This window comes from Blastococcus sp. TML/C7B (assembly GCF_016612845.1).
In the GTDB taxonomy this organism is placed as follows: Bacteria; Actinomycetota; Actinomycetes; order Mycobacteriales; family Geodermatophilaceae; genus Blastococcus.
Map to the genome: position 1 here is coordinate 2,463,561 of NZ_JAEOAA010000001.1, position 16,080 is coordinate 2,479,640.

Annotated in this window: 16 protein-coding genes and 2 pseudogenes; 12 read left to right on the forward strand and 6 right to left on the reverse strand. The window is 73.0% G+C overall.

Features of this window, described 5'->3' with window-relative positions; translation table 11 throughout:
* The first annotated feature begins 114 nt into the window (after positions 1-114).
* The 8 genes and pseudogenes from JKP76_RS11925 (at position 115) to JKP76_RS11955 (ending at position 7,001) form a co-directional block, all read left to right on the forward strand.
* A complete protein-coding gene (locus JKP76_RS11925; protein ID WP_200491011.1) occupies positions 115-591 on the forward strand; it encodes a molybdopterin-dependent oxidoreductase in 477 nt (158 codons plus the stop codon).
* Positions 591-1,960 (forward strand): annotated as a pseudogene (locus tag JKP76_RS11930) (IS256 family transposase). Before JKP76_RS11925 ends, JKP76_RS11930 begins: the two are co-directional and overlap by 1 nt.
* Positions 1,961-1,997: 37 nt before the next feature.
* A pseudogene (locus JKP76_RS22470) lies at positions 1,998-2,423 on the forward strand (molybdopterin-dependent oxidoreductase); the annotation flags it as partial.
* Positions 2,424-2,526: 103 nt separating this feature from the next.
* Positions 2,527-4,068, forward strand: coding sequence for a molybdopterin oxidoreductase family protein (locus JKP76_RS23470; protein ID WP_200491012.1), 1,542 nt, complete (start codon positions 2,527-2,529; stop codon positions 4,066-4,068).
* Entirely contained in the window at positions 4,065-4,547 is a 483-nt protein-coding gene (locus JKP76_RS11940; RefSeq protein ID WP_200491013.1) for a hypothetical protein, read from the forward strand. The genes JKP76_RS23470 and JKP76_RS11940 overlap by 4 nt, the downstream gene beginning before the upstream one ends.
* Positions 4,547-5,206 (forward strand): GPR1/FUN34/YaaH family transporter, encoded by a 660-nt coding sequence (locus JKP76_RS11945; protein WP_200491014.1) that lies wholly within the window; start codon positions 4,547-4,549, stop codon positions 5,204-5,206. Before JKP76_RS11940 ends, JKP76_RS11945 begins: the two co-directional genes overlap by 1 nt.
* 25 nt (positions 5,207-5,231) lie before the next feature.
* Positions 5,232-6,482: a cation:proton antiporter gene (locus JKP76_RS11950; RefSeq protein WP_309229782.1), complete on the forward strand. Its 1,251-nt coding sequence runs from the start codon at positions 5,232-5,234 to the stop codon at positions 6,480-6,482.
* A gap of 36 nt (positions 6,483-6,518) precedes the next feature.
* Positions 6,519-7,001: a YetF domain-containing protein gene (locus tag JKP76_RS11955; protein ID WP_309232929.1), complete on the forward strand. Its 483-nt coding sequence runs from the start codon at positions 6,519-6,521 to the stop codon at positions 6,999-7,001.
* Here JKP76_RS11955 and JKP76_RS11960 read toward each other — a convergent pair.
* The 4 genes from JKP76_RS11960 to JKP76_RS11975 are packed head-to-tail and all read right to left on the reverse strand — an operon-like array spanning position 6,966 to position 10,958.
* Complete coding sequence (locus JKP76_RS11960) at positions 6,966-8,306, reverse strand: DUF2254 domain-containing protein (RefSeq protein WP_200491015.1); 1,341 nt, start codon at positions 8,304-8,306, stop codon at positions 6,966-6,968. The genes JKP76_RS11955 and JKP76_RS11960 overlap by 36 nt on opposite strands.
* Positions 8,307-8,353: 47 nt before the next feature.
* A complete protein-coding gene (locus tag JKP76_RS11965; protein ID WP_200491016.1) occupies positions 8,354-8,899 on the reverse strand; it encodes a GerMN domain-containing protein in 546 nt (181 codons plus the stop codon).
* A complete protein-coding gene (locus tag JKP76_RS11970) occupies positions 8,887-10,284 on the reverse strand; it encodes a HAMP domain-containing sensor histidine kinase (RefSeq protein ID WP_200491017.1) in 1,398 nt (465 codons plus the stop codon). The genes JKP76_RS11965 and JKP76_RS11970 overlap by 13 nt, the downstream gene beginning before the upstream one ends.
* Positions 10,281-10,958: a response regulator transcription factor gene (locus tag JKP76_RS11975; RefSeq protein ID WP_309229780.1), complete on the reverse strand. Its 678-nt coding sequence runs from the start codon at positions 10,956-10,958 to the stop codon at positions 10,281-10,283. The genes JKP76_RS11970 and JKP76_RS11975 overlap by 4 nt, the downstream gene beginning before the upstream one ends.
* 180 nt (positions 10,959-11,138) lie before the next feature.
* On the opposite strand from JKP76_RS11975, the gene JKP76_RS11980 reads away from it, so the two are divergent.
* The 3 genes from JKP76_RS11980 to JKP76_RS11990 all read left to right on the forward strand — a co-directional run bounded on the left by JKP76_RS11980 (position 11,139) and on the right by JKP76_RS11990 (position 13,910).
* Entirely contained in the window at positions 11,139-11,912 is a 774-nt protein-coding gene (locus JKP76_RS11980; protein ID WP_200491019.1) for a hypothetical protein, read from the forward strand.
* Positions 11,913-12,489: 577 nt separating this feature from the next.
* Positions 12,490-13,587: a CBS domain-containing protein gene (locus JKP76_RS11985; RefSeq protein WP_200491020.1), complete on the forward strand. Its 1,098-nt coding sequence runs from the start codon at positions 12,490-12,492 to the stop codon at positions 13,585-13,587.
* Entirely contained in the window at positions 13,584-13,910 is a 327-nt protein-coding gene (locus JKP76_RS11990; RefSeq protein WP_200491021.1) for a hypothetical protein, read from the forward strand. Before JKP76_RS11985 ends, JKP76_RS11990 begins: the two co-directional genes overlap by 4 nt.
* A 53-nt stretch (positions 13,911-13,963) precedes the next feature.
* Here the strand turns inward: JKP76_RS11990 and JKP76_RS11995 are convergent, their stop codons facing one another.
* The gene (locus JKP76_RS11995; protein WP_200491022.1) at positions 13,964-14,590 is read right to left on the reverse strand and encodes an HPP family protein; all 627 of its coding nucleotides are present in this window, start codon (positions 14,588-14,590) and stop codon (positions 13,964-13,966) included.
* A 36-nt stretch (positions 14,591-14,626) separates the two neighbouring features.
* Entirely contained in the window at positions 14,627-15,544 is a 918-nt protein-coding gene (locus tag JKP76_RS23475; RefSeq protein WP_200491023.1) for a universal stress protein, read from the reverse strand.
* A 201-nt stretch (positions 15,545-15,745) separates the two neighbouring features.
* Between JKP76_RS23475 and JKP76_RS23480 the strand changes: the two genes are divergently transcribed.
* Positions 15,746-16,078 carry a DUF3099 domain-containing protein gene (locus tag JKP76_RS23480; protein ID WP_200491024.1) on the forward strand — a complete coding sequence of 111 codons (333 nt, stop codon included), beginning with the start codon at positions 15,746-15,748 and terminating at the stop codon, positions 16,076-16,078.
* The last annotated feature ends 2 nt before the right edge of the window (positions 16,079-16,080 follow it).

Here is a 16,080-nt window from a genome sequence, read left to right on the forward strand (position 1 = left end):
GCACGCACCGCTCCGATGTCACAGATCTGTCATGTGGTGCCAGCGGCAGACGTGCAGGCACGGGTAGGGGTCGGGCGGCTCTACCGGGCCGTTCGTGGAGCGGAGGAGGACGTGATGGGGCGCATCGACCGGATCGCCGAACCGTGGGGGACCCGCACGCCGTACGGGCCGGGGGAGACGTGGCCGACCCGGGTGGACTCCTACCTGGCCGAGGGGCTGACCGAGGACGACGTCGAACGGTGGGTGCAGTCGGCGACGATCATGCACTCCAACGGCGACGGGCTCGACATCGCGGTCAAGGACGCCCGGATCGTCGGCGTCCGGGGCCGGGCGGTGGACCGGGTCAACCACGGCCGGCTGGGCCCCAAGGACCTGTACGGGTGGCAGGCGAACAACTCGCCCGACCGGCTGACCAGGCCGCTGATCCGCCGGAACGGCGAGCTGGTGGAGACCGACTGGGACACCGCGATGGACGCCGTCGCCGGCCGAGTGCCGCGAGTTGCTGGACGAGCAGGGCCCGAGGGCGTGTCAGATGGTCTGTGTAGGAGCTGCGTGAGCCTGGGGCTGTGGCCTCGGGAGGGAGCACCCTGATGACCGTGACCGATGAGCAGGCCGGCGACCCGGGTGGCCCGGGCCGGGTGAGCGGGGCGCAGCTGCGGCAGCTGTTGGCCGATGACACGTGGCTGGATGCGTTGATCGACCGGGCCGAGACCGGCGGAGTGGCGCTGACCGGGGAGGGCGGGTTCCTTCCGGAGCTGGTCAAGGCCGTCCTCGAGCGGGGACTGGCCGCTGAGCTGACCGAGCACGTCGGCTACGAGCGGGGCGATCCGGTCGGCCGGGGCTCGCCGAACAGCCGCAACGGCAGCACGCCCAAGACGGTGCAGTCCGAGGTCGGCCCGCTGCCGCTGGCCGTGCCCCGGGACCGGGCGGGCAGTTTCACCCCGCAGCTGGTGCCCAAGGGCGAACGCCGCCTCGGCGGCCTGGACGACATGATCATCTCGCTCTACGCGGGTGGGATGACGGTGCGCGACATCCAGCACCATCTGGCCCGCACGATCGGCACCGAGCTGTCCCACGACACGATCAGCAAGATCACCGACGCGGTGCTCGACGAGGTCGGCGCATGGCAGGCTCGGCCGCTGGAGCCGATCTACCCGATCGTCTACGTCGACGCGCTGGTGGTGAAGATCCGCGACGGCCATCAGGTGCGCAACCGGGCCGCGCACATCGTGGTCGGAGTGGACCTCGACGGCATCAAGCACGTGCTGGGGATCTGGGTGCAGGCCACCGAGGGCGCGAAGTTCTGGGCCGGCGTGGTGGCCGAACTGGCCAACCGCGGCGTGCGGGACATCCTCATCGCCTGCTGTGACGGGCTGACCGGCCTGCCCGAGGCGATCGAGGCGACCTTTCCGCACACGACCGTGCAGACCTGCGTGGTGCACCTGATCCGCGCCTCGATGCGGTTCGTGTCCTACGGCGACCGCAAGAAGAGGTGGCCGCCGCGCTCAAGGGCGTCTACACCGCCCCGACCGCCGATGCCGCCGAGACCACGCTGCTGGAGTTCGCCGACTCCGACCTGGGACGCAAATACCCGGCGGCGGTGGCGACCTGGCAGAACGCCTGGGAGCGGTTCATCCCGTTCCTCGCCTTCGGACCCGCGCTCCGCAAGATCATCTACACGACGAACATGATCGAGTCGCTGAACTACCAGCTCCGGAAGATCATCAAGAACCGGGGGCACTTCCCCAACGACGCCGCGGTGATCAAGCTGCTCTGGCTGGCGATCCGCGACATCGAGGACAAGCGGGCCCGGGAGCGGCTCAAGGACCGCGGCAAGCCGGCCAACCAGCGCACCGCACCCGGCAAGCTCGTCGAGGGCGCGGTCACCCAGGGCTGGAAGCCGGCCATGGCCGAGATGATGATCGCCTTCGGCGACCGCATCGAGCCTTACCTCAGCTGACAACATCAAGATCGACTGCAGGTCTTACACAGAGAAGTTGACAAGCTCCTTCCCGAGCGCAGTCGCCTTCTACACGACCGGGCAGCTGTTCCTCGAGGAGTACTACACCCTCGGGCTGATCGCGCACGGCGGGATCGGCACCAATCACGTCGACGGCAACACCCGGCTGTGCACGGCCACGGCGGCCGCCGCGCTCAAGGAGACCTTCGCCTCCGACGGCCAGCCGGGCAGCTACACGGACATCGACTCCGCCGACGTGATAGCCCTCTACGGGCACAACATGGCCGAGACCCAGACCGTCCTCTGGACCCGCATCCTCGACCGGCTCGCCGGGCCGAACCCGCCGCAGATCATCTGCGTCGACCCGCGTGAGACGCCCGTGGCCCGAGCGGCCACCGTGCACCTGGCCCCACGGCCGGGCACCAACGTGATGCTGATGAACGCTCTGCTGCACGAGATCGTCGGCAACGGCTGGATCGACCGCGAGTACATCGAGGCCCACACCGTCGGCTTCGACGAGCTGGAGAAGCGCCGTCCGCGACTACCCGCCGGAGGTCGCTGCCGAGGTGTGCGACGTCCCGGCCGAGGACATCCGCGCGGCGGCCCGCATCATCGGGCACGCGCAGCGGCTGCTGTCGACGGTGCTGCAGGGCTTCTACCAGTCCCACCAGGCCACGGCGGCCGCCGTCCAGGTCAACAACATCAACGTCGTGCGAGGCATGCTCGGCCGGCCCGGCTGCGGGATCCTGCAGATGAACGGCCAGCCGACGGCGCAGAACACCCGCGAGGCGGGCGCCGACGGTGACCTGCCGGCGTTCCGCAACTGGTCCAACGACAGCCACATCAAGGACCTCGCCCGCATCTGGAACGTCGACCCGATGGACATCCCGCACTACTCGCCGCCCACGCACGCCATGCAGATGTTCCGCTACGCGGAGGAGGGGTCGATCCGCTTCCTCTACGTCACTGCGACCAACCCGGCGGTCTCGCTGCCCGAGCTGGCCCGGATCCGGGAGATCCTGGCGCAGGAGCGGCTGTTCCTGGTCGTGCAGGACATCTTCCTGTCCGAGACCGCGCAGCTGGCTGACGTCGTCCTGCCCGCGGCGACGTGGGGTGAGAAGACGGGCACCTTCACCAACGTCGACCGCACGGTGCACCTGTCGGAGAAGGCGGTCGAGCCGCCGGGGGAGGCGCGTGCCGACCTGGACATCCTCATCGACTTCGCCCGGCGGCTGGACCTGCGGGACAAGGACGGCGCCCCGCTGGTGAAGTGGTCGGACCCCGAGGGCGCCTTCGAGGGCTGGAAGGAGTGCTCGAAGGGACGGCCGTGCGACTACAGCGGTCTGTCCTACGACAAGCTGCGCGGCGGTAGCGGGATCCAGTGGCCGGTCACCGAGGACGCGCCCGACGGCACCCAGCACATCTACGTCGACGGGCAGTTCTGGGCGCAGCCGGAGTACTGCGAGAGCTACGGCCGCGACCTGGTCACCGGCGCCGCGCTGGACGAGACCGAGTACCGCGCGCTCAACCCGACGGGCCGGGCGGTGCTCAAGGCTGCCGAGTACCTGCCGCCGCACGAGCTGGTCAGCGAGGAGTACCCGTTCCAACTGATCACCGGCCGCACGCTCTACCACTTCCACACCCGCACGAAGACCGGCCGAGCGCCGCAGCTGCAGGCCGCTGCGCCCGAGGTCTGGGTCGAGATGTCGGCCTCGGACGTCGCCGACCGAGGCTGGGCCGAGGGCGACCTGCTGGAGCTGCGGACGCCACGCGGGCGCGTGGAGGCGAAGCTGCGGATCAGCGGCATCAGGCCGGGGGTGCTGTTCCTGCCGTTCCACTACGGCTACTGGGACGAGCCCGGCGGGCACGAGCCGGACGGCTTCGGCCGGGCGGCCAACGAACTCACCCTCACCGACTGGGACCCCTGCTCCAAGCAGCCGATCTTCAAGACCGCCGCCGCCGCGGCCGACCGGCTCGGCTCCGGGGACGGCCCGTCGGCGGCGCCCACCACCACGAGCTCGCGGCCGGTCACCGGCGACGTACCGCCGACGCGGGGCGGGCCTGCGGCCGAGGCCGTGGAGGAGCTCGCCACGGGAGGTGCGCGATGAAGCTGGGCCTGGCCATCGAGGAACTGCACCGCTCGGAGAACCACCTCGCCCGGGTGCTGCTGGCCGTGTCCGACCGGCACAAGGCCGACCACGAGGTGTTCTACGTCGCCCGCGACATCGCCGGCTGGTCGCAGCGGCACGTGCAGGAGCTGGCCCGCATCGGGGCAGACTTCGGCGTCGACCTCGACCCCGAACCGGAGGGCGAGCCGGGGATCCTGGAGAAGATCCAGCAGGCCACGTCGGACCTGCTCGGCCGCCGGCCCGAGCCCGGGCTGCTGCTGCTCGCCGATCTGCGGCACGTGCACCGCGAGGCCGCCGGGGTGTCCCTGGACTGGGAGCTGCTGGCCCAGGCCGCGCAGGGCGCTCGCAAGCGGGAACTGCTGGAACTGGCCGAGCGCTGCCACCCCGACACGCTGCGGCAGATGCGCTGGGCCAACGCCAAGCTCAAGGAGTCCGCGACGCAGGCGCTGGTCAGCTGATGGAGCCGCAGACCCGCGTCGTCCTCCGGCCCATCGCCACCCCGCTGCCCCCGGGGTTTCTCGCGCTGGCCCTGTCGACCGTGATGTTCAGCGCGGTCCAGCTCGGCTGGATCGCTCTCGCCGAGGGCCGGATCGCGGCGCTGACGGCGCTGCTCGCCACGCTGCCGCTGCAGTTCCTGGCCGCGGTCATCGGCTTCCTCAGCCGCGATCCGGTGGCCGCCACCGGCATGGGCATCCTGTCTGGCACCTGGGCGGTCATCGGCTACACGACGCTGACCTCGCCCCCGGGCGCGGTCAGCGACGGCCTCGGCGTCTTCCTGCTGACCGCCGGCCTCGCCATGGTCGTCCCGGCGGCCGCCGCCGCGGGCAGCAAGGCCGTGCCTGCCGCGGTCATGGCGCTGGCCGGCACCCGCTTCCTCGTCACGGGGGCCTACGAGCTCACCGGCTCGACCGGGTGGAAGACCGCGGCCGGCTGGGTCGGTCTGGCGCTGGCGGTCGTCGCCTTCTACGCGGCTCTGGCGCTGGAGCTCGAGGGCGCCCGGCGGCGGACGGTGCTTCCGCTGGGGCGGCGCGGCCCGGGGCAGGCCGCAGTCGACGGACGTGGACCGCTGCAGCCCGCCGACCTCCGGGACGAGGCCGGCGTCCGGCCCCAGCTGTGAGTACTGGTCGCGAAGGGCGAGGCCGGTGCTGATCGACGTCGTGCTCGTCGCCGCGGGCGTGCTGGGCCTGGCGGTGGCTGCGCTGTCGGATCGGTTGCGTCGTCTCCCCGTCTCCGAGCCGGTTCTCGCGCTCGCCGCGGGCGTGCTCCTGGGGCCGGAGCTGCTGGGCCTGCTCGACGTGCCGCCCCTGACCGAGGACAGCACCTGGCTGCACACGACCACCCGCCTGCTGCTGGCGATCTCGGTGATGGCGGTGGCCCTGCGGTACCCGTTCGGCGGCGCCCGCAGGCGGCTGCGCCCGGTGCTCCTCCTGCTGGCGGTCGCGATGCCGGTCATGGCCGGGGTCACCGCGGGGCTCGCCGCGTGGGTGCTGGGTGTCGGGCTCGGCACGGCGGTGCTGATCGGTGCCGCGCTGTGCCCCACAGACCCCGTGCTGGCCTCCAGCGTCGTGACCGGCGGGCCGGCCGAGGAGGACCTCCCGGCCCCGGACCGGCAGATCCTGTCGCTGGAGTCCGGGGCCAACGACGGCCTGGCGTTGCCCCTGGTCCTGCTGGCCCTCGCCGTGGCCGGCGCCGACAGCATCGGTGCCGCGCTGGCCGAGTCGGTGTGGCAGGTGGCCGGGGCGGTCCTGCTGGGCGTCCCGGCCGGCTGGCTCGGCGCCCGCGCGCTGCAGGCGGGGAAGAACCACGGGTCCGTCGACACCGGCCCCCGGCTGCTCTTCACCGCGGTGCTGGCCTTCGCCGTCCTGGGGGCAGCCGGGCTGCTGCACGTGGACGGCATCCTCGCGGTGTTCGTGGCGGGGCTCGCCTTCAACTACGCGGCCACCGGCCCGGACCGCACCGACGACGTGCCGATCGACGAGGCGGTCAACCGCTTCCTGGTGCTGCCGCTCTTCGTGGGCCTCGGAGCCGTCCTGCCGTGGTCGGCGTGGGCAGACCTGGGCTGGCGTGGGCTCGCCCTCGTCGTCGGTGTCCTGCTTCTCCGTCGGCTACCGGTGGTGTGGTTGCTGCGCCGGCCCCTCGGCCTGGGTGGGCCGGACGCGGCCTTCCTCGGGTGGTTCGGCCCGATCGGGGTGTCGGCGGTGTTCTACCTGGCGATGGAGGCCGAGCGGCTGGCCGTGGATCCGGTCGTGCTCGCGGCCGGCAGCCTCGTCGTCGCCGCCAGCACGGTCGTCCACGGGACGACGTCGGCGCCTAGCCGGGTGTTCTACCGGCGGGCCGCCCAGGCCGGGGCCGGCAGCGGGCACAGGAAACGCGTGAGCGAGAGGGAGGAGTGACCGTGTGGGTTCGACTCGTGGTCCGACCTGGTCCGGGTGGCCGTCATCGGCGCCAGCGCCTACCTCACCGTGGTGGTGGTCCTCCGGCTGTCCGGCAAGCGCACGCTGGCCAAGCTCAACGCCTTCGACCTGGTCGTCACCGTCGCCCTCGGTTCCACCCTGGCGACGATCCTGCTCAACAGCGACGTGTCCTGGACAGAGGGTGCGCTTGCGCTGGCCGTGCTGGCGCTGCTCCAGTCGCTGGTGGCCTGGGGCACCGTGCGCTGGCCGGGCGGTCGGAAGGTGGTGACCGCACGGCCGACCCTGCTGCTCCGCGACGGGCGCGCCCTGCCGGAGGCGTTGCGGGCCGAACGCGTGACGATGGACGAGGTCCGCCAGGCGGTGAGAGCGACCGGGTCCGGCGACCTCACGTCGACCGCCGCCGTCGTCCTGGAGAGCGACGGCTCCTTGAGCGTCATCTCGGCCAGTCGGCTGGGGAACGGGTCAAGCCTGGAAGGGGTGCGCGCCCGCGACGCCTGACCGGTCGGTCCACGTGTCCGGGGGCCAGTCGCCCGCGAGCGCGTCCGCGAGCTGCCGCCGCCAGCGCGCCGTCTCGGTGGCGTCCACGGCCGCGGACGTCTCCGACAGCCGGACGATCCGATCCATGTGGTCGGTCAGTTGTTGATCGATCACCCCGCGTGGAGCCCGCCAAGCGAGCTCGCGCAGCAGGGCAGCCAGGCGGCGCAGGACGGCGGGCTGTCCCTCCGCGAAGTGCACCGGCTCCTCGAGCCCCAGCTGGACGAGAGCCGACAGGTCCCACTGGGGCAGCAGGAGGCGCAGGACGCCGTCGTGGTCGTGCAAGGGCGTCGCCCGAGGCGGGCGGGTGAGGACCTCGCCCAGCAGGGCGGAGACGTGCGAGAGGGCGTGCACGGCTGTCGTCGGGTCGTTGGTGCCCGGGGAGAGCGCCCGCACGGCGATGTCGACCGTCTTGCGGAGGCTGTAGGCGATGTCGTGGTCGGGGACGCGCTCGAAGCGCAGGTGCACGCTCTCGTCCAGCGACCGCTTCACCGCATCGGTGTCGGCCTCCGCTCCCGGGTGTGAGGGCCAGACGTGTGCAAGGGGGGTACCGGCGACGACGGAGTCCCCGATGCGGTGGGCGAGGAGCACCGTGGCCCCGGCGGACTCGGCCACATCCACGATGCGGGGCCCGTCCACATGGGTGATGAACCCGCTGGCCGAGGCGACGACGATTGCCGGGGTGCCGGTCGGAAGGACATAGCCCGCCGCATCGCCGTCGTCGCTCGGAAGTTCGCGGGCGAAGGTGGCCTGGGCCTCGTCGGAGACGTCCCGCAGCATGGTCTCGACGCGGAGCGAGCGCGCCAGGTGGCCGAGGAAGAGGACCAGGGCCACGACGCTGACCACCGTCAGCACGAACGCCGCGGTGACCGAGGCCCGGGGGACGAACGCGGGACCGGCCGACTGCTCCGTCCGCACCGTCCGCAGCACCGTCAGGGCGTAGACGAAGGTGCCGACCAGGACGGCGAGGGTGGCCTGGACGACGCGGTCGGTCACGAACGTCTGCAGCAGACGCGGTGAGTGCTGGCTGCTGCTCAGCTGGAGGGCGACGACGGTGAAGGAGAACGTCAGGCCGGTCACCGAGATCAGGGATCCGGCGATGGCGGCGAGGACGTCGCGCGCCGCGGAGGGTCCCCCTCCGAACACGAAGGTGAGCGGATGCTCCCCGCCGGGTTCCTCGAGAACCTGGTCCACCGCCGGCAGACCGATGCCGAGCCCGATGGCCAGTGCGATGGCGAGGACCGGGAGTGGCCACAGGGAGCTGCGCAACCGGCTCCACACCCAGCTCCCGGCGCCCGGGCGTGCTCGACCCGCCCTCACCGGGGTGCCACCGATCCGTAGTCGGCCCGGTCGACCGGTTCGTCGGTGAGCCCGTCGTCGGTGGGCACCTCCAGGGGGCTGCCGTCGACGCTGAACCGGACCTCGTCCACCCCGGGGAACTCGGTCACCGTCCAGACGATCTGGGCGACGGCGAGCTGCTGGTTGCCCCCCAGGAGACCGGTGAACTCACGGGTGACCGTGACGGTGACCGAAGGGTCGTCCGGGGTGGGTCCGCTGTGCCGCAGGGTCTGCGGTGCCAGCGCCGTCCGCAATCCTGCGTCGACCTCGGACGGTGTCAGCCCTGCGACGAGCAGGTCCAGGGCGGCGTGCACGTCGGCCGGTCCGACGGGCCGGGACACCGCCTCGAGCTGACGGCCGCGGATGAACCACAGCTCGACGGCGCCGTCGTCCACCACCGGCTCGGTGGTCGAGGTCCGAGCCGGGGCCCCGACGACGAGGCTCTCGGGCCGGTCCTGGGTCGGCACGCCGCAGGCGGCGAGCGCCATTCCCGAGGCGAGGAAGCAGATGATCAGTCGTCGCACGACGCCTCCCAACGGGGCAGGGTGACGGTCAGACGTGCTCCGCCCTCGGGGCTCTCGGACAGCGAGACGCTGCCGCCCATGCCCCCTACGTGCCGCGCCACCAGCGAGAGCCCCAGACCGGAGCCGTCGGACCGAGCTCGGTTCGCGTCGCGCCCACGGGCGAACCGCTCGAAGACGCGCGACCGTTCGGCCTCGGGGACACCGGGGCCTGCGTCGTCCACCAGGATGCTGGCCTCGGCCGGACTCGCCTCCACCCGGACAGCCGTAGCGCCGCCGCCGTGCTTCTCGGCGTTCTCCAGCACGTTGCTCACGACCCTCTCCAGGCGTCGCTTGTCCGCACGTACGACGGCCGTCCGCGCATCGGGGGCGACGACGAGGGGAACAGCCGGCCCGCCGGTGGTCTGGCGCCTGGACAGGGACTCGGTCACCAGGTCGGCCAGGCGGACGTCCTCGAGCACGGCATCTTCCGCGCCGGCGTCGGCGCGGGAGATCTCCAGGAGATCCGCCACCAGCCGCTCGAAGCGGGTGACCTCGGCGCGGAGCAGCTCCAGACCCTCGCGCCCGTCCTCAGGGAGGTGTCCGTCGTACGCCTCCAGCAGCGCGAGGGCACCTGTGATCGTGGTGAGCGGGCTGCGGAGCTCGTGGCTGACGTCGGCGGCGAACCTGGCGTCGCTGCGGACCCGCTCCTCCAGCCTGGCCACGGTGGCGTTGAACGACCGGGCGATGGGGATCAGGGACGGATCCCCCTGCGGATCGATGCGGGCGGTCAGGTCGCCGGCCGCGATCGCTGCCGCCGCGCCCGCCACCCGGTCGAGCGGGCGGAGCGTCGGCCGCGTGGCCCAGCTGCCGACCAGCAGCGACGCCGGAACCACGGCCAGGGTCGCGCCGGCGAGGACGCCGGCGAGCACCCGGTAGGTGTGGTCGAGCTCGTCCAGCGGGAACACCTCGAAGTAGCCGCCGCCGGTCGTCTCGAGGGGCACGCCGATCCCGAGGACCGTCTGGCCGTCCACGTCGAACCGCTGGCGGGCGGGGGTCCCGTCCAGGACCACCTGCCGCAGGCGGGGCGGTATGTCGTCGCGGCCGACCGTCAGCGACGTGGTGATCCAGCGGTCGCCGTCGCCCAGGAGGGACGTGGATCCGGTCTCTCGCGGGAGCTGCGACAGCAGCTGTTCGGAGGACAGCCCAGCGGCTCCGGATGCGCGCTGGACCTGCGCCGCGTTGGCCATGGTCTGCGCCAGCGTGGCCCGTTCCCGGCCGACGAGCAGGTAGCGGGACACCCCGAGCCACACCCCGACGGCGAGGACGATGCTGAGCACGACGGCCACGGTGGTGAACGCCAGGGTGGCGCGGCCGCGCAGGGTTCCCGGCCAGCGGGCGGCTCTCATGCCGGCACCCGGTACCCCAGGCCCCGCACGGTGGTGACCACCTCCGGTCGGGCCGGATCGGCCTCGACCTTCTTGCGCAGCCGGCGGATGTGCACGTCCACGAGGCGGGAGTCCCCGAAGTAGTCGTAGCCCCACACCCGTTGCAGCAGGTCCTCGCGGCTCAGGACGCGGCCGCGGTCGGCGACGAGTTCGACGAAGAGGCGCAGCTCGGTCTTGGTCAGCTCGATGGGCACACCGTCGCGGGTGACCGAGCCGGCGAGCGGGGACACCTCGATGCCGTTGACGACGATCGTCGGCGGCTCGCCGCCCCCGCGGTTGCGCCGGGCGATGGCGCGCACCCGCGCCACGATCTCCTTGGGTACGAACGGCTTGGTGACGTAGTCGTCCGCGCCCGCCTCCAGTCCGGCCACGACGTCGTCGCTGTCGGACCGGGCGGTCAGCATGATGACGGGAGTCGTACTCGTCTTCCGGATCTCGCGGCACACCTGGAAACCGTCGAGGCCGGGCAGGCGGAGGTCCAGGAGGACCACGTCGAACGGCCGGCCGCTCAGACGGGCCAATCCCTCCTCGCCGGAGGCGGCACCGCTCACCTCGAAGCCCTCGCGCTGCAGGGTCATCTCGACCACCCGGCGGATGCGGGCGTCGTCCTCGATGACCAGAACCGACTGCGGCACGTCGGGCAGTGTGCCCGCGTGCGCACGGCCTGAACGGTCCACGTCCGAACTGTGCATCTCCTCTCCACGGGAAGGCGGGCTGAGCGCGGAGATCGTCACGGATCTGTCATGGCCGGGCGGACTACCGCCACAGGGCGGGGGAAGGGCACCTCGTCGGCAACCGGCGGCGGGAGGCATCGGGTGGACGTCGATCTCACGACGACGGGGTCGGTGGTGGGGGCGCTGGTCATCAGCCTGCTGCTGGCCGCGCTGCACGTGGCGGCGCCACGCATCCGTCGGCTGCCCCTCGTTCCCGAGCGGGTGACCGGCTCCTTCGCTGGGGGCCTGGCGGTGGCGTACGTCTTCCTGCACCTGCTGCCGGAGCTCGCCGAGGGCAACGAGGCGATCGGCGAGGCCCTGAGCGACGTGCTGGAGCCGACACCGCTGCTGGACCTCGGCATCTTCCTGGTCGCACTGGCCGGATTCGCCGCCTTCTACGGGCTGGAGCGCCTGGCCCGGTCCCGGGCGGCCACGGCGGGGGGAGCGCGGGAACCGGCCGGGGTCTACTGGCTGCACCTGGGGTCGTTCATGATCTACAACGCCCTGATCACCTACACGATGGCCCTACGGCTCCGGACCGGCGTCGCCTTCGCCGTCCTGTTCGCCCTCGCGATGGGCCTGCACTTCGTGCTCACGGACCGCTCGCTCGAGGAGCACTACCCGCGCCGGTTCCCCCGCAGCGGCCGCGCCCTCCTCGCCGCCGCCCTCCTGCTCGGGTGGGGCCTGGACGCGCTCTTCGCACCCACGAGCACGGTGGTCGTCGCTCTTCTCACCGCGCTGCTCGGTGGATCCATCCTGCTCAACGTCTTCAAGGAGGAACTGCCCTCCACCGGCCGGTCGAGCTACGGCTGGTTCCTCACCGGCCTGGCCTTCTACGCCGCGCTGTTGACCGCGGTCACGGCGCTGGGGAAGTGAGGGTGCTGGGCGCCGCCGGGTCGTCCGTGGTCTCGCGTGGCGCGCTGGCCACGCAGATCCGGGCGCTCGGATGCCGGGGACCCGACGAGTCCGCGCAGGGGGCCATCGCTGCCCTCGACGACGGCCTGCTGGTGCTCGACGCCGCGGTCGAGCCGTCTGCAGCGCCGGACCCGCTCGGCGTCCGGCCGGTGCGGCGGCTGTGCGCCCGGTACGTCCCGACGGTGTGGGGGCGCACCGGCGTCGGGGATGTCCGACCCACCGGTTCCCGCGCCGAGGGTTCCCCGGGACCGCCGGGGTCCGGACATCAGGGGCCGGAACCCCCGCATGTCAGTTCCGTGACAGACGGCGCTGTGGTCGTTTTCCGGTCGCCGGCTCGGGCAGCCCGTCATTGCACGGGGATCGACCGGCAGGCGGAGACGTGTCGAGCAGGCCCGCAGCCACACCGAGGACCTGCGCCACAGCGGCCGCGCCACGTGGGCCTCGGAGGCGGAACCGCACGCGCCCGCGGTGCGCCGCGAGTCGCCGTCGGTGAACCGCGGGAACCGGCCCGCCGCCCCTGACGGAGAGGAGTACCGACATGGCACGCAGGAGTTCCACCACAGCGCGTCTGGGCGCGGCGGCCGCTGCGGCCGCTCTCGCCCTGACCGTCAGCGGTTGTGGCGACGAGACGCCCGACGTCGACGACAGCGGCGCGATCGGCCCGGACGAGGCCGTGAACGAGGACCTGAAGCTGCTCCAGGTCCAGCTGGCCTACCCGGAGGACGGGGTGTACGAGCCGGGCGAGGATGTGCCCCTCTACGCAGGCATCGCCAACACCGGTGAGCCCGAGGACGACCTGGTCGACGTCCGCGGGCCCGACTTCCTCGACAGCAGGATCACCGTCGACGGCGAACCGGGGGTCATCCGTGTCCCCGAGGACGACAACGTCTACGTCGGGGCGGAGGGAGCGCCCTCCATCGTGCTGGAGGACGTGCAGACCACTCTGCGGTCCTCGGAGTCGATACCCGTGACCTTCGTCTTCGAGGAGGCGGGGGAGGTCACCATCGACGCGATGGTGGCCGCCGAGGGGCAGACCCCGGAACCCGTCCTTCGACTTCGAGAACCCCGCCGACGACCCGACCGACGAATGACGGCCACCCCGGTAGCCCCCGCATCCCTTCCCCGGCGGACGGGCGAGGCGCGCGAGCGCTGTCCCGGCTCGTCGCCGGAGGCACCAGGTGCGGGACACGTCGTCACCGCGGCCGACGTGATGATCGCCGGCCCGAAGGTCGTGTCCGGTGACGTCTCGGTCGGAGACGTCCGGCACGTGTTCGAGGACGACCACGTGGTCATGGTCCTGCTCGCCGAGCGGGGCTTCCTCCTCGGCGCCCTGCTCCGTGGAGACCTGCCGGACACCGTCCCCGCATCCGCGCCCGCACTTCCGCTGTCGACCACCAGTGGCAGGACTGTGCTGCCGACGGAGCCGGTCGCGGCCGTGCTCCGTCGGCTGCGGGACGCCCGTGCCCGCCGGCTGGCCGTGGTCGATGGAGCGGGTCGCCTCCTGGGACTGGTGTGCCTCAAGCGCAGTCGTACCGGCTTCTGCAGGGACGCCGGTGTGGCCGCACGCAGCCGGGCGACCTCCCGGAGCCGTGGTCGGCAGGGAGGCGCTGACGTGGGAAGTCCGAGGAACGCATGACCTGGCTGGCGATCCTCCTGATGGTTGTCGCAGCGGCGTGCGCGACGGCCGGCGCGGTGGTGGCCCTCGGGCAACGGTCCGGCGCCGCGGAAGAGGCGGGGACACAGCGCGGGATCACGGTGCTGTGGTTGCTCGCTGCCGCAGTGGCCGCAGCGGCGATCGGCGCGGCCATGCTGGGCGCGCACGCCACGCGCTCGGCACAGATCGGCGTCTTCGCCGCTGCAGCAGCGACTGTCGCACTACCCCTGATGGCGGTCGGGCTCAGCCGGCGAGCCCGCAGGTCCGACCGAGACCGACGGTCGAGCCGCAGCGGCCGAGCCTGAGCAGCGTCGGGATCGCGTGCCGTCCGGGACGGCGGCCCGTACCGAGGAGCCACTCAGCGGGCGGGCTGCGCGTGCACCCGCACGCCGACGATCCCGCTCACCGTGTGCGCCAGCGCGCGCAGCGCCCGCTCCTCGGTCTCGACGGCGCCCTCGGGGCTGCCCGACGTCCGGCTGATCGTCGCGTAGCCGTCGGTCACGGCGACCTCCCAGGCGTCCGGCTCACCGGTGTACTCGGTCACGAGCCGGACCAGGTCGGCGCGCAGCCGCTCGTCCGGGACCAGCAGCGTGCGCAGCAGGTCGCGCCGGCTGATGATCCCCACCAGCCGCCCGCGGTCGGTGACCGGGACGCTGCGCAGCCGCGCGTCGACGAACAGGCGCGCGATGTCGGCGACGTCGGCGGTGGTCTCGACCGTGCGCACCTCTGTCGTCATGATCCCGCGCACCTCCGCGGGAGGCGGCTCGCCGTCGGCGACGTCGCGGAGCACGTGCGCGCGCGGGTCCCGGGGCAGCCGGCCCCGCAGCACGTCGGCCTCGGCCACGATGCCGAGCACGTGGCCCTCGTCGTCGACGACCGGCAGCGCGGCGAACCCGCGCTCGGCCAGCAGCTCCGCGGCGTCCTTGGCCGAGGAGCCCGGCCGGACGGCGACCACCTCGGTGGTCATCACCTCGTGGGCACGCACGGGTCCTCCTCGCCGTCGGGCAGCTGGGGATCGAGCCTAGGGGGACGGCGGCGTGCTCGGGTGCTCCCGGACCGGCACGACCGCGAGCGGGCAGGTGGTCCGGTGCAGGACCGCGTGCGTCGTCGACCCGAGGCGGGCCAGCCGGCCGCGGTGCCGGTGGCCCACGACGAGCAGGTCGGCCGATGCCGACGCGGCCAGCAGCGCCGCCGCGGGTCGGCCGCGCACCACGGACTCCTCGATCACCAGCTCGGGCTCCGCCGTCCGCCAGGGGGCGATCACCTCGCTCAGCAGCTGCTCCTGGTCGGCGGCCAGGACGCTCCAGTCGACCACCGGCCCGAAGCTCCCGAGGGCGGCCTCCGCCGCGAGGTCCCGCCACGCGTGCACCGCCGTGAGGACCGCGCCGCGGGCGGTGGCCTCGGCGACGGCGACGGCGAGGACGGCGGCGTCACCCGGCCCGCCCTCCACGCCGACGACCACCTCGGGCCGGCCGTCTTCGCGCCTCACGACCTCGTCGGGCAGTGCGATCACCGGGCAGTGCGCGTGCTGCACCAGCGCCCCCGCGGTGGACCCCAGCAGCAGCCCGGGGAGCCCGCCGGCCCCGCGGCGCCCGGTCACGAGCAGCGCGGCCCCGGCGGAGAGGGCCAGCAGCCCGTCGACGGGGTAGTCGTCGACGACCGCGGTGTCCACGTCGGTCAGGTCGCTCCCCGCGCGGACGGCGTCGGCGGCGGCCTGCACCAGAGCGGTGGCGCTGGCGTCGAACCGCTCCTGCACCTCGCGGTCGGCCATCGGCACCGCGTCCCCGGCGCCCTGCCGCGGGGTGACGTGGACGATCAGCAGCCCGGTCGCCCGGCGGCGGGCGCACTCCGCCGCGTACAGGGCGGCCCGGGTGGACGCCTCCGACCCGTCGACGCCGACGACGACCCGTCCCGCCGCGGACACCTGTGCTCCGGTCACCCCGCACCTCCCGTCTCGAGCCCCGTCCGGCGGGGCTCTCCAAGTCCTACCGGACGGGGGCGCGGATCGGGGGCGGGGGTGCCGGCGGAGCTCCGGCCGCCGCCTGCACGGACCCCGTCCGCGGTGGCACCATGGAGCGCGGACCGGGGAGCGCCCGGGGCGCTCGCCCCCGCGGACCGGCCCGCGGAGGGATGGAAGCCCGTGGCCACCAGCCAGCAGTTCCCGCGGCCGCGCCGTGCCGAGCCCGTGCTCATCACCGAGGCGCAGGTCAGCCAGGTGGACCAGCACGCGGCCCGCAAGAAGCGCTACGCCCTGACGATGCTGGTCCGCGGCATCTGCCTGGTCCTGGCGGCGGTGTTCTACCAGATCGTCTGGCTGATGCTGATCTTCGCGTTCCTCGGCACCGTGCTGCCCTGGATCGCCGTCGTCATGGCCAACGACCGGCCGCCGAAGAAGAAGCAGCACGTCAACCGGTACGTCGCCGGCCCCGACCGGCAGCTGGAGAGCCGCCCGCACCGGGTCATCGACGGCTGACC

Bases quoted from the DNA above. Each gene is read 5' to 3' on its own strand.
- JKP76_RS11940 (WP_200491013.1), top strand. From the start codon at position 4,065: ATGAAGCTGGGCCTGGCCATCGAGGAACTGCACCGCTCGGAGAACCAC.
- JKP76_RS11925 (WP_200491011.1), top strand. From the start codon at position 115: ATGGGGCGCATCGACCGGATCGCCGAACCGTGGGGGACCCGCACGCCG.
- JKP76_RS11970 (WP_200491017.1), bottom strand. From the start codon at position 10,284: ATGAGAGCCGCCCGCTGGCCGGGAACCCTGCGCGGCCGCGCCACCCTG.
- JKP76_RS11985 (WP_200491020.1), top strand. From the start codon at position 12,490: ATGGCACGCAGGAGTTCCACCACAGCGCGTCTGGGCGCGGCGGCCGCT.
- JKP76_RS11990 (WP_200491021.1), top strand. From the start codon at position 13,584: ATGACCTGGCTGGCGATCCTCCTGATGGTTGTCGCAGCGGCGTGCGCG.
- JKP76_RS11945 (WP_200491014.1), top strand. From the start codon at position 4,547: ATGGAGCCGCAGACCCGCGTCGTCCTCCGGCCCATCGCCACCCCGCTG.